Genomic DNA, 12,342 nt, shown 5'->3' on the forward strand with positions numbered 1-12,342 from the left:
CGGTCGGCAGCCCCTCAGCGATCAGCCTCCAGAACCTGCGCTCGATCTCCTTCGGCAGCCGCAGACGCGCCATCGACACCACCCCAAATCACCGGGGTGTTGCATCGACCCCTTGAACCCGAGCGCGCCATGACCCCGGAAAGTGCACAATCCTCGGCCCCAGCAGGGCGTCCTTGCTCAGTCGCGGGGGCGCTTGCGGTCCTGGTCGGCGAGGAAGCGCTCGAACTCCGCGCCGATCTCCTCGGCGCTCGGCACCTCGCCGGACCCGCCGAGCAGATCGGTGCCCTCGCGGGCCGCGGTGAAGGAGTCGTACTGCTGCTCCAGCGCGGCCACCACGGCGGTGTTCTCCGCCGACCGGCCGATCTGCTCGTCGATCTCCGTGCGGTTGGACTGGGCGGCCTCGGCCAGGGTCTCGGTCGGGAGGTGCAGCCCGGTCAGCTGCTCGAGGTGCTCGAGGAGGGTGAGCGACGCGGCCGGGTAGGTGGCCTGGGCGAGGTAGTGCGGCACGTGCGCCGCGACCCCCAGGGCGTCGACCCCGGACTGGCCCAGCCGCAGTTCCAGCAGAGCCGACGCGGTGCCCGGAATGCGCATCTCGCCCCAGTAGACCGGGTAGGAGTCGATCAGCTGGCGGCGGGTGGCGTGCGCCGTGACGGTGACCGGCCGGGTGTGCGGCACGGGCATGGGGATGGCCTGCAGTGCGATCACGCTGGTGACGCCGAGCCGCTCGACCAGCTGCATCACCGCCGCGACGAACCGCTCCCACGCGTAGTCGGGCTCGGTGCCGTGCAGCAGCAGGAACGGGACGCCGGCGTCGTCCTCGACCGCGTACAGCGCGATCTCCGGCGCTGCGAAGTCCTCGTAGTGGTCACCGCTGAAGGTCATGCGGGGCCGGTGTCCGCGGTAGTCGACCAGGCTGTCGGCGTCGAAGCGGGCGATGACCTCGTGGGGGAGGCCGGCCAGCAGGTGGGCGCCGGCCAGTGCGCCGGCGTGCGCGGCGTCGAAGTCGCCGGCGAGGTCGTGCACCAGCACCAGCCCGGCCCGCTCGGCCGGGTCGCCGACGGCCGCCTCGCGGGCGAGGAAGCGCTCGGCTTCGGGGAGCAGCTCGACGAGCTCCTCCGGTCGCTGGGCCACGGTGGGACCTCCTGGATCGGTGTCGACGTTCGACTGCTTCAGCCCCGGGGCGGGTCGCGGAATTCCCGGTACCGCTCGGTGGGGGGTCAGGCCGGTGGGTCGCTGTCCCGCGGGGCGGCCGGCCGGTCGCCGGGCACGGTCACCCGCTCCCGGACCACCTCGGTCCCCTCGACGTCTCCCTCCAGCCGCGCCTGGGTGCCGTCCGGCGCGATCTCGGGCGACCGCTCGTCCAGCTGGTCGCGGGCGTAGCGGTAGACGACGGCGATCAGCGCGGCGACCGGCACGCTCAGGAACGCCCCGATGATGCCGGCCAGGCTGCCGCCCGCCGTGACGGCGAGGATGACGACGGCGGCGTGCAGGTTGAACCCGCGGCCCTGGATGATCGGCTGCAGGACGTTGCCCTCGATCTGCTGCACGAGCAGGACGACGGCCAGCACGATCAGCGCCGTGGTGAACCCGTTGCTCACCAGGGCGATGAGGACGGCGAACGCGCCGGCGACGAAGGCGCCGATGATCGGCACGAACCCGCCGAAGAACGTCAGCACCGCCAGCGGGAAGACCAGCGGCACCCCGAGGATCCACAGCCCCAGGCCGATGAAGAAGGCGTCGATGAAGCCCACCAGGGCCTGCTGGCGGATGAACTCCGACAGCGTCGCCCAGGACTTGTACGACAACGCCGCCACGTGCCGGGACGCGCGTGGGCCCGTCTGGGCGGACAGCCACGGCACCCAGCGCGGCCCGTCCTTGAGGAAGAAGAAGACCAGCACCAGCGCCAGCACCAGGTTGACCAGGCTGCTGCCGACGACGCTGGCGCCGGTCAGGGCATAGCCGGCGATGTTCTGGGCGTTGTCCTGGATCGAGTTGATCACGCTGTCGACGGCGTTGCCGATCTGGTCCTCGCCGAAGTTGAACGGCGGCCCCTGCAACCACTCCTGCACGTCCTGCAGTGCCTTGGTCGAGGCGTCGGCGAGCTGGGTGACCTGGTCGGCCACCGAGGGCGCGATCGCCGCGATGATCCCGACGAAGGCGGCGATGAAGACGAGCAGAACCGTCGAGGCGGCCAGAGCAGCCGGCCACTGGTGTCGGCGGAGGAAGCGGGTGGCCGGCCAGAGCACGGTGGCGATCAGCAGGCCCAGCACGACCGGCAGCAGGATCGACCACAGCTTGCCCAGGACCCAGAACAGCACGACGAGGGCCGCGGCGATGAGGAGGAACTGTGCCGAGGCGATGGCCAGGGTCCGCGCCGCCCGCTGCATCTTGGGCCCACGTCCCTCCGGCGGCGCGGGAGCCGTGGTGACCTCCGCGCCCGGCTCGGCGACGGCGCCCGGCCCGTCCGGGGCCGGGGAGTCCGCCGTGGGGCCTGCCTGGTCCGGGCGGCCGGCGAATCGGAACCTCATGGGCACGATCTCAGCACACGGCGCGGGGTCGGACCGACCGAAACGATCATCGTGACCACGCCGTAGCGTCGCCCGCCGTTCCGGTCGCCCGCCGACGAACCGGTGAGGTCCCGAGGTCACCGGTGAGCTTCGGGGTGGACGGCGACGGGCGTGTCGTCGTCTCCACCTGTCCGCAGCGGGCCAGGGTGACCAACGACCCGCCAGGGCAAGTCGCTGCTCCGGCTCACTGTGACCGGATACCCGATCGCCAGCGGGCATTTCCCACTCGAGGTGGTTGACAAGCTTTGAGGCTTGCAACTGCTGAAGAAAGCTGTCAGCCTTGCCAGGTGCCCTACGTCCTGACCATCGACCAGCGTGCCAGCCGTAGCCAGCCCGACCGGGTCCCGGAGGTGCTGCGGCAGCTGAATGCCGACGTCCCCACCGTGCTCGGCTTCGAGCGGACCGCCGGCGACGAGTTCCAGGGCGTGCTCGCCGATCCCGACGACGTGGTCGAGGTGGTGCTCCGGCTGGTCCGCACCGGCAACTGGAGCATCGGGGTCGGGGTGGGGCCGGTCCAGACCCCGCTGCCGCCCAGCACGCGCGCCGGAGCGGGGCCGGCCTTCCTCAGCGCCCGCCGGGCCGTGGACGCCGCGAAGCAACGGCCCGCCCGGCTGGCCGTGCGCGGTGCCGTGCCCGTGGACGCGGGTGACGCGCAGGCCGTGCTCACCGCGCTCGCCGTGGTCGTGGAGCGCCGCAGCGAACAGGCCTGGGAGGCCATCGCCCTGGTGGGCGCCGGCCGCACGCAGGCCGACGCGGCGACCGAACTGGGCATCTCGCGGCAGGCGGTGGGCCAGCGGCTCGCCGCCGGGCTCTGGGACCTGGAGCGCGAGTTGCGGCCCACCGCGGCCCGTTGTCTCACCCGCGCGGCAGGATGAGCGCGCCATGAACATCACGGTCGCCGTCCTCCTCGTGCTCGTCGCCGTGCTCGGCCTCCTGCTCACCGCGCAGGGCGAGCGCGTGCGACCGACGTGGGGCGCGCTGTTCCTCGGCGTCCTCCTGGCCCTCGCGGCCGCCCTCGCGTGGGCCGGCGGGAACGCGTCGCGGTCGGTGGTCGAGGCGGCCGCCGTCGCCGCGGTGCTCGCTGCCGTCGCGGGTGGTGGGCCCGTGGCGACCGCGGTCCTGCGCGCTGCGGACCCGGCGGCGGTGGGGGTGACCGGCGGCCCGCAGGACCCGGCGATCCTCCGCGGCGGGGCCTGGATCGGGGTCCTCGAGCGCGCCGCCATCGCCGCGACGCTGCTCGCGGGCTCGGCCGACGGGCTCGTCGTCGTCCTCGCGGTCAAGGGCCTCGGTCGGTACGCGGAGCTCCGGGCTCCCGCCGCCGCCGAGCGGTTCATCGTCGGCACGCTCGCCAGCGCGCTGTGGGCCGCGGCCTGCGTGGGGGTCGCCCTCCTGCTGCGCCACTGATCCCTCGTCGCCCGATCGGGTAGCGGCCCGACCAGCGCGTTTGTGCGATCGGCTGGTGGGGCAGTCCGGGCGCCGGCCCCGAACGAGGAGGAAACCCCGTGAGCAACGACGAGCTGCGCCCGCTGTCCCCCGAGGAACTCGCCGCCGAGACCGGCGCCGCCCTCCCCGACAAGGAGGTCATGTCCCTCCTCGACCTGAACGCCGATCTCAACATCGCGCTCGACGCCGCCGCCCCGATCGACCTGGGAGTGGCCGCCAACGCGAACGTCGCTGCGCCCATCGAGGCCTCCATCGGCGCCAACGTCCTGTCGGCCGGGTCGACCGCCGTCGCCGGCGCGCACCAGGCTGTCGCGATCGACCAGGACGTCACCGGGGACTCGGTGGCGCACGCGCCGCAGGTCAGCTCGATCGACCAGACCGGCGCCACGGAGCCGGCGCCGGCCGACGCCGCGGCCGCGCCGGTGGCCCCGGAGCCCGCCGCCTCGTCGGGACCGCTCGACGGTCCGCTGCTGAACATCGACGTCAACCTCGACGGCAAGCTCGACCTGGCCGCGCCCATCGACGGTGCGGTCGCGGCGCAGGCCAACGTCGCCGCCCCGATCGACGCGTCGGCGGCGGCCAACGTCGGCTCGATCGACTCGGTGGCGTCGGCCTCCTCCGACCAGACCGCCCTGATCACCCAGCACATCACCGGCGACGCCACGGCCACCGCCGACCAGCAGTCCACCATCCAGCAGTGACGGCCGCCGGCCACCGACGCTGATGACCAGACCCAGCACCACCCCCATCCCGGTGGTGGGTACGCCCTCCGGCGCGCCCACCACCGCGGTGGCGTCCGGTGGAGAGGTGCTCCACCGGGCCGAGGGCCTCGAACTGCTCGGCGAGATCCCGGGCTCCGGCTACCGGCAGGCGCCCGCGCTGGCCCGCCGCGGCGACGGACAGGTCATCACGCTGACGCCCTTGCTGCACCGGACGGTGGCGGCGATCGACGGCCGGCGGGATCTCACGGCCGTCGCGGCCGCGGTGAGCGAGGCCTCGGGCCGGCTCGTCGGCCCGGACGACGTCCGCCAGCTCGTCGACGCCACCCTGCGTCCGCTCGGGCTGCTCCGGCTGGCCGACGGCAGTGAGCCGGAGCTGCGCCGCGCCAACCCGCTGCTGGCGCTCCGGGCACGGAAGATGATCACCGACCCGGCGATCACCCGGCGGTTCACCGCTCCCTTCGCGGTGCTCTTCTCGCCGTTCGTGGTGATCCCGGTGGTGCTGGCCTTCCTCGCCGTGTCCGGGTGGGTGCTTTTCCGGGAGGGGCTGGCGGCCGCGACCGCACAGGCCTTCCAGTTCCCGAGCCTGTTCCTGCTCGTCATCGTGGTGACGGTCCTGTCCGCCGGGTTCCACGAGTTCGGGCACGCCGCGGCCGCCCAGCGCGGGGGAGCGACCCTCGGCGTCATGGGCTTCGGCTTCTACCTGTTCTGGCCGGCGTTCTACACCGACGTGACCGACAGCTACCGGCTCGGCCGTGGCGGGCGGCTGCGCACCGACCTGGGTGGGCTCTACTTCAACGCGATCGTCGTACTACTCACCTTCGGCGTGTGGTGGCTCACCGGCTGGCACGCCCTGTTGCTGATCGTGGCCACCCAGGTGCTGCAGATGATCCGGCAACTGGCCCCGATGCTGCGCTTCGACGGCTACCACGTGCTCGCCGACGTCACCGGGGTCCCCGACCTCTACCAGCGGATCGGCCCGATCCTGAAGGGGTTGCTGCCCGGCCACTGGCGGGAGCCCGAGGCCGTCGCCCTGAAGACCTGGGCCCGTGTCGTGGTCACCCTCTGGGTGCTCGCGGTCGTGCCGCTGATGCTGTTCTCGATGCTCCTCGTGGTGCTCTCGCTGCCGCGCCTGGTGGCCACGGCCTGGGCCTCGGTCGGGGTGCAGAGCGCCGAGCTGTCCCGCAACTTCGCCGACGGCGACTTCCTCGGCGTCACCGCCCGGGGGCTGGCGATCGTCGTCCTCGTCGTCCCGCTGCTGGGCATCGCCTACGTCGTCGTCCGGCTGGTGCGGCGGATCGTCGCGGGCACGCTGCAGCGGACCGAGGGCCGCCCGGTGCGCCGGGCGCTGGCCGCGGTGGTCGCCGCCGCGCTGGTCGCGGGCCTGGCCTGGGCCTGGTGGCCGTCGTCCGACCGGTACCGGCCGGTGCACGCCTACGAGGGGGGCACCGTGCTGGACGTCGTGCCGGCGTCCAGCAACTCGACGCTGGGCGCGGGGTCCCGCGGCGCCGCGACGACGATCTGGCCGTCGGACGCCGGACCGCTCCCCACCGCCGACCATCCCGTGCTGGCCATGGTGATGACCCCGCGGCCCGGCGCCGCCGGGAGCGCGACCGCGCCGACCTGGGTGTTCCCGTTCGACCGCCCGCTGCCGCCGGGAGCCGGCGACAACCAGGCGCTCGCGGTGAACACCACCGACGGATCGGTGACCTACGACGTCTCGTTCAGCCTGGTCTGGGCCGACGGTTCCACCGCACTGAACAAGAACGAGGCGTACGCGTTCGCCAGCTGCACCGACTGCCGGACGGTCGCGGTCGCGTTCCAGGTCGTCCTACTCGCCGGCCAGGTCGACGTGGTGGTGCCGCAGAACCTCTCGGGAGCGCTCAACTACGCCTGCGTGCGCTGTGTGACCCAGGCGCTGGCCACCCAGCTCGTGGTCAGCGTCCCGGATGCGCTCACCGACGCGCAGAACGAGCAGCTCGCCGCGGTCTGGAAGGAGCTCCAGGCCTTCGGGTCGCACATCCAGGACGTGCCGCTGGCCGAGCTGCAGTCCCGGCTCGACGCCTTCAAGGAGCGGATCCTCGCGATCGTGGCGCCCGACACCGGAGATGGAGCGAGGACGCCGGAGAGCGGTGCGGCCCCGTCCGGGGCGTCGACGAGCGCGTCGGTGACCGGTGCCACCCGCAGCGGCGCCGCGGCGCCGACCGGTGCGGCGTCGTCCACGGCTGCCGCCGCCACCGGTGGGACGACCACGTCCGACGCACCGGCCACAACCGAGGCGCCGTCGACCAGCGCCGGGCCGACGAGCGGGCCCGCGGAGCCGACCGCGAGCGCCGGCCCGACCGGCTGACCCAGCGGGGGGCCGGTCGAGGCGGGAGACTGGAGGGCGTTCCGTCGTCGGCCCCTTGGAGGCCCCGTGTCCGAGTCGTCCGCAGTCTCTGCCGTGCACGATCGCGAGCTGCTCGGCATCTACTGCAACGACCACCTGGCCGCCGCTGTCGGCGGGATCGAGCTGGTCGGCCGGATGCTGAGCCGGTACCGCGGTACCCCGCGTGAGCAGAAGCTCGAGGAGCTGCTCGGCGAGCTGCGCGAGGAGCAGTCCGTGCTGCGCGCCTCGATGGAGGCACTCGAGCTGCCCGTGCGCCAGTACAAGCTGGTCGCCTCCTGGGTGGGGGAGAAGCTCGCCCGGTTGAAGCTCAACGGTCATGTGCTCACCCGCTCGCCGCTCAGCGACCTGGTCGAGTTCGAGTTCATCGCCACCGCCGTCCTCGCCAAGCGGTGCGGCTTCGAGACCCTCCGGGTCGTCGCGGCGGCCGACCAGCGTCTGGACGCCGAGCGGATCGACGCGATGATCCGACAGGCCGACAAGCAGCACGACTGGCTGGCCGACTCCCGGCGCGAGGTCGCGGCCGGAGTGTTCGGCGGCGATCCGGGCCCGGCGGCCGAGGCCGCGGGCAGCTGACGTAGAACGTTCCCATGTGCCACGACCACGACAGCCGTCCGCCCGCTCCGCCGCGCAGCGGTGACGTCGCCGAGCGCGGCGTCCTGACGCTGACCTCGGCCGACGGCACGGAGTTCAGCGCCGCGTACGCCGCCCCTGCCCAGGAGGCCCGCGTCGGGGTCGTCGTCCTGCCCGACATCCGTGGGTTGCACCCGTACTACGTGGCGCTGGCCGAGCGGTTCGCCGAGGCGGGCGCGGCCACGGTCGCGATCGACTACTTCGGGCGGACGGCCGGCGTCTGCGACGAGTCGGGGACCCGGCCGGAGGACTTCGACTGGCAGTCCCACATCCCGCAGACGACGCCCGAGGGCATCGACGGCGACCTCGCGGCCGCGATCGACTACCTGCGCGGCCGCACCCGCGGCGACCTCCCGGTGATCACCGTCGGCTTCTGCTTCGGGGGCAGCCACTCCTGGCGCCAGTCCGGCGGGCACCTCGACCTGGCCGGCTGCGCCGGCTTCTACGGCCGGCCCTCGATGGTCGGCGACGCCGCGAACCGCGCCCACCTGCCGACGGTCATGATCATCGCCGGGGCCGACGCGGCGACCCCGGTGGCCGACCAGTTGCAGCTGGCCGACACCATGCGGGCGGCGGGCGCCGACGTCGACGCGGTGGTCTACGACGGCGCCCCGCACTCGTTCTTCGACCGCGCGTTCGGGGACTGGGCCGAGGCCTGCCGGGACGCCTGGGACCACGTTCTCGCCCTGACCGACCGGGTCGCGGCGAGCTGACCTCCTCGTCCCCCCGGCCACTCCTACGGTGACGGGGGCGGGTGATCATGACTAGGTAGGCGCGGCAGGGAGGGGGCGGCTGTGGCGATACGACCCGACGTGCCGAGCACCGGACCGTCCGTTCCCCGGCCGCTGCTCCGGCCCGAGCCGGGGCGCGCCGACCCGCCCCCTGCGGACGCCGCAGAGGACGCGCCGGCTCCGGATGCCGCCGCAGCGGCCGCGCCGTCCCATGCGCTCGAGCCCACCGGCGGCGTCATTCCGCGCTGGCTCCTCCTCCTGGTGGGGGGCGCTGCGGCGACCGTCGCCGTGGCCGGCCTGAAGGCGATCGCATGGCTGGTCGCACCGGTGTTCCTCGCCCTCGTGGTGGTCATCGCGCTGACCCCTGTGCAACGCGGGCTGCGCCGGCTGGGGGCGCCGCGCTGGCTGGCGACCGCCGTCCTGCTGGTCCTCGTCTGGACCGTGCTGCTGTCGTTCGTCGGCCTGCTGGTGCTGTCGGTGGCGCAGCTGGCCGCCCTCCTGCCCGACTACACCGGGCGGGCCGAGGTGCTCATCAACGGGGTCGTGGCCAAGCTGAACAACGCCGGCATCGTCTCCGGCCAGCTGTCGGACCTGGTGTCGAGGATCGACTACAGCCAGCTCGTGGGGGTGGCGACCGGGCTGCTGTCCCGGCTGACCGATGCCGCCAGCACCCTCGTGCTGCTGCTCACGGCGCTGGTCTTCGTGGCCATCGAGTCCAGCGGGTTCGGCCGGCGGATCGCGCTCGTCGGCGCCAAGCGTCCGCACCTGCCCGTCGCGATCAGCCTGTTCACCCAGGGCACCCGCAGCTACCTGGTCGTGAGCACCGTGTTCGGGGCCATCGTGGCGGTCGGCGACTGGGTCGCGCTGTCGATCATCGGCATCCCGGCCGCCGGCATCTGGGGGCTGCTCGCGTTCGTCACCAACTACGTGCCCAACATCGGCTTCGTCCTGGGCGTCGTGCCGCCGGCCCTGCTCGGCCTGCTCGCCGGTGGATGGGGCGAGCTGATCGTCGTGGTGATCGTCTACTCGGTGCTGAACTTCGTCGTGCAGACGCTGATCCAGCCCCGTTTCGTCGGCGACTCGGTCGGCCTGTCGATGACGGTCACGTTCGTGGCGCTGCTGTTCTGGGGCTGGGTGATGGGCGCGCTCGGGGCGCTGCTGGCCATTCCGCTCACCCTGCTGGTCAAGGTGATGCTGGTCGACCTGGACCCGCGGGCGCACTGGATCGACGCACTGCTGCGCGAGGAACCGCGCGCCCCACGGACGACGCGGGCGCGACGCCGGATGCGCGCCCGCCGCGATGCCCTCGCCTCGGTGCGCCGGCTGCACGTCCCCCGCCGGCACCCGCATCCGCCGTCCCCCGACCCCGAGGCCGGCACCGGGACGCCGGGCGACTGAGCGCCCGCCGACCGCCGGTCTGGCACGCTCTGGTCCCGTCCGCGTCCCCGCCCCGTCCGGAGGTCCCGCCGTGCTGGCCAGCATCGGTTACGCCGTCGCCTACACCGGGGTGGGCATCGCGCTGCTGATCCTCGGCTTCGTCGTCCTGGACCTGCTGACACCCGGCCACCTGGGGCGGCACATCTACGAGCACCGGTCGGTCAACGCCGCCGTGACGCTGTCCGCGGGATTCCTCGGTCAGGGCGCCATCGTCTTCGCCAGCATCTGGACCAACGCCACCAGCGGATTCGGCCGGGCCCTGCTGTACACCGTGGTGTTCGGCGTCCTGGGGGTGCTGCTGCAGGCGGTGGCCTTCGTCGTGCTCGACCTGATCACCCCGGGCCGGCTGGGCGCTCACCTCGTGGAGCCCGCCTTCCACCCGGCCGCCCTGGTCAGCGCGGCGGCGGAGCTGGCCGTCGCGGCCATCATCGTCGCGAGCATCTGGCCCTGAGCGATCGGCCGTGTACCCGGCGGTACCGTGTCGGGCGAGAGCTTCCGGCCCGTCGCCGTCGACGGCTGCCGTCCACGACCTGAAGGAGAACGTCCATGAGCGAGGCAAGCGCAGGCACCCGTGTGGCCATCGTCACCGGTGCGGCCCGCGGTATCGGTGCCGCGACCGCACTCCGGCTGGCGCAGGACGGGTTCGCCGTCGCCGTCCTCGACCTGGACGAGTCCGCCGCCAAGGGCACCGTGCAGGCCATCGAGGCCGCCGGCGGCAAGGCGCTGGCCGTGGGTGCCGACGTGAGCGACGCCGAGGCCGTGCAGGCGGCCGTCGACCGCGTCGCCGCCGAGCTGGGCGGCCCGACCGTGCTGATCAACAACGCGGGCGTCACCCGCGACAACATGCTGTTCAAGATGACCGAGACCGACTGGGACATGGTCATGAACGTGCACCTGCGCGGGGCGTTCCTCATGACCCGTGCGGCGCAGAAGTACATGACCGAGGCCAAGTGGGGCCGGATCGTCAACCTGTCCAGCGTGTCGGCGCTGGGCAACCGCGGCCAGGCCAACTACTCGACCGCGAAGGCGGGCCTGCAGGGCTTCACCAAGACCCTCGCCATCGAGCTGGGCAAGTTCGGCGTCACCGCCAACGCGATCGCCCCCGGCTTCATCGAGACCGAGATGACCAAAGCGACCGCCGAGCGAATGGGCATCCCGTTCGAGGACTTCATCGCCTTCGCCGCCAAGGAGATCCCGGTGCAGCGCGTGGGACAGCCCGAGGACATCGCGAACCTGGTCTCGTTCTTCGTGAGCGAGGGTGCCGGCTTCGTCTCCGGCCAGGTCGTCTACGCCGCCGGCGGCCCCCGCGCCTGACCTCTTCGGCGGGCGTTGTCCCTGCACCGGCCAGAATGCTCGAGGTAATGGCCGGTTGAGGGACAACGCCCGCTGCGCTTGTCCACAGGTTCGGCGGACGGCCGCTCCCGGCCTCGACCGGCCCCCAGTCTGTGTCGATGCACGACCTCCCCGCACTGCTCGGCCCCACCCGCACGACCTCCGTTGCCGCGCTCTCCAGCGCTGTGGGCGCCCGGAGCATCAGCAGGTGGATCTCCTCCGGGCGACTGGTTCGGCTGCACCCCGGCTGGGTCACCGTGCCCGAGCTCGCCGACGACTGGACCGTCCGTGCGCACGCTGCCACCGGGTATGCGGGCGGGCCGCTCAGTCACATGAGCGCACTCGCCGCGCACCGGGTCGTGGACACCGAGGTGACCAGGATCCAGGTCACCGTTCCGAGCGACCGGCGAGTGCGCAGTTCTCGATGGCTCCGGGTGCACCGCAGCCGCAACCCGTTCAAGGTGTTGCAGGCACGCGGGCTCCCGGTGACGTCGGTCGCCCGTGCGCTGGTCGACACCTGGGGTGACGCGCACCGGGCCCGTGCCGTGCGCGGTTACCACGGCGTCGCCCGCACAGCGGTGCTGCGGGCGACACGAGAGCGACGCGTCACCGTCCGCGAGCTGGACGAGCACCTGGACGTCCGTCCCGAACTGCCCGGCCGAGCGGCCTTCACCGAGCTCCTGTTCCTCATCGCCGGTGGCTGCGAGAGCTATCTCGAGATCTACGGCGTGCGCCATCTGCTCGACGTGCCGGGGATACCGTCGTGCGTGCAGCAACACCGCCTGCGGCTCCCGTTCGGGCTGGTGAAGCTGGACGCCGCGTGGCCCGAGGTCAAGCTGGCGGTCGAGCTGGACGGTGCCGCGTTCCACGGCAGTGCGGAGGACCGTGAACGGGACTTGCGCCGGGACGCCGCCCTCGCCGCTCTCGGATGGATCGTGCTGCGGTTCAGCTACCGCCGGCTGATGCGCGAACCAGCGGCGTGCCGGGCCGAGATCCTGGCCGCCTATCGTCGAAGGCTGACCCTTGTCCCCTGATCGGCCAGTTCCGGGCCGGAAATGGCCGCCACGGGGTCAACGCCGGGACGATCGGCGCGC

General features: G+C 73.0%; 12 protein-coding genes. 10 read left to right on the forward strand and 2 right to left on the reverse strand.

The features are described from left to right. Positions 1-177: 177 nt before the first annotated feature. Positions 178-1,131 (reverse strand): proteasome assembly chaperone family protein, encoded by a 954-nt coding sequence (locus AC2H4J_RS04800; RefSeq protein ID WP_487463700.1) that lies wholly within the window; start codon positions 1,129-1,131, stop codon positions 178-180. Between the two features lie 86 nt (positions 1,132-1,217). Next, positions 1,218-2,528 carry an AI-2E family transporter gene (locus AC2H4J_RS04805; protein WP_487463701.1) on the reverse strand — a complete coding sequence of 437 codons (1,311 nt, stop codon included), beginning with the start codon at positions 2,526-2,528 and terminating at the stop codon, positions 1,218-1,220. Between the two features lie 326 nt (positions 2,529-2,854). On the opposite strand from AC2H4J_RS04805, the gene AC2H4J_RS04810 reads away from it, so the two are divergent. From AC2H4J_RS04810 to AC2H4J_RS04855, 10 genes are all read left to right on the forward strand, one after another. Continuing rightward, positions 2,855-3,442 carry a hypothetical protein gene (locus AC2H4J_RS04810; RefSeq protein ID WP_487463702.1) on the forward strand — a complete coding sequence of 196 codons (588 nt, stop codon included), beginning with the start codon at positions 2,855-2,857 and terminating at the stop codon, positions 3,440-3,442. Positions 3,443-3,449: 7 nt separating this feature from the next. Continuing rightward, positions 3,450-3,971, forward strand: a complete 522-nt coding sequence (locus AC2H4J_RS04815; RefSeq protein WP_487463703.1) for a hypothetical protein — start codon at positions 3,450-3,452, stop codon at positions 3,969-3,971. A 98-nt stretch (positions 3,972-4,069) separates the two neighbouring features. After that, on the forward strand, positions 4,070-4,711 hold the full coding sequence (locus AC2H4J_RS04820; protein ID WP_487463704.1) for a hypothetical protein: 642 nt from the start codon (positions 4,070-4,072) through the stop codon (positions 4,709-4,711). 22 nt (positions 4,712-4,733) lie between these two features. Beyond that, complete coding sequence (locus AC2H4J_RS04825; RefSeq protein WP_487463705.1) at positions 4,734-7,079, forward strand: zinc metalloprotease; 2,346 nt, start codon at positions 4,734-4,736, stop codon at positions 7,077-7,079. Positions 7,080-7,145: 66 nt separating this feature from the next. Next, on the forward strand, positions 7,146-7,691 hold the full coding sequence (locus AC2H4J_RS04830) for a hypothetical protein (protein ID WP_487463706.1): 546 nt from the start codon (positions 7,146-7,148) through the stop codon (positions 7,689-7,691). Positions 7,692-7,705: 14 nt separating this feature from the next. After that, positions 7,706-8,461, forward strand: a complete 756-nt coding sequence (locus tag AC2H4J_RS04835) for a dienelactone hydrolase family protein (RefSeq protein WP_487463707.1) — start codon at positions 7,706-7,708, stop codon at positions 8,459-8,461. Positions 8,462-8,560: 99 nt separating this feature from the next. After that, the gene (locus AC2H4J_RS04840) at positions 8,561-9,877 is read left to right on the forward strand and encodes an AI-2E family transporter (RefSeq protein WP_487463708.1); all 1,317 of its coding nucleotides are present in this window, start codon (positions 8,561-8,563) and stop codon (positions 9,875-9,877) included. Positions 9,878-9,947: 70 nt separating this feature from the next. Continuing rightward, a complete protein-coding gene (locus AC2H4J_RS04845; RefSeq protein ID WP_487463709.1) occupies positions 9,948-10,367 on the forward strand; it encodes a DUF350 domain-containing protein in 420 nt (139 codons plus the stop codon). Positions 10,368-10,462: 95 nt separating this feature from the next. After that, positions 10,463-11,230: a 3-oxoacyl-ACP reductase FabG gene (fabG, locus tag AC2H4J_RS04850; protein WP_487463710.1), complete on the forward strand. Its 768-nt coding sequence runs from the start codon at positions 10,463-10,465 to the stop codon at positions 11,228-11,230. 137 nt (positions 11,231-11,367) lie between these two features. Beyond that, on the forward strand, positions 11,368-12,282 hold the full coding sequence (locus AC2H4J_RS04855) for a DUF559 domain-containing protein (RefSeq protein ID WP_487463711.1): 915 nt from the start codon (positions 11,368-11,370) through the stop codon (positions 12,280-12,282). Positions 12,283-12,342 lie beyond the last annotated feature (60 nt).

Source organism: Blastococcus sp. OS1-29 (assembly GCF_057628075.1).

What these genes read in the sequence shown, in the direction of transcription:
- AC2H4J_RS04805 (WP_487463701.1), bottom strand. Translation starts at nt 2,528, where the DNA reads ATGAGGTTCCGATTCGCCGGCCGCCCGGACCAGGCAGGCCCCACGGCG.
- AC2H4J_RS04815 (WP_487463703.1), top strand. Translation starts at nt 3,450, where the DNA reads ATGAACATCACGGTCGCCGTCCTCCTCGTGCTCGTCGCCGTGCTCGGC.
- AC2H4J_RS04825 (WP_487463705.1), top strand. Translation starts at nt 4,734, where the DNA reads ATGACCAGACCCAGCACCACCCCCATCCCGGTGGTGGGTACGCCCTCC.
- AC2H4J_RS04835 (WP_487463707.1), top strand. Translation starts at nt 7,706, where the DNA reads ATGTGCCACGACCACGACAGCCGTCCGCCCGCTCCGCCGCGCAGCGGT.
- fabG (WP_487463710.1), top strand. Translation starts at nt 10,463, where the DNA reads ATGAGCGAGGCAAGCGCAGGCACCCGTGTGGCCATCGTCACCGGTGCG.
- AC2H4J_RS04855 (WP_487463711.1), top strand. Translation starts at nt 11,368, where the DNA reads ATGCACGACCTCCCCGCACTGCTCGGCCCCACCCGCACGACCTCCGTT.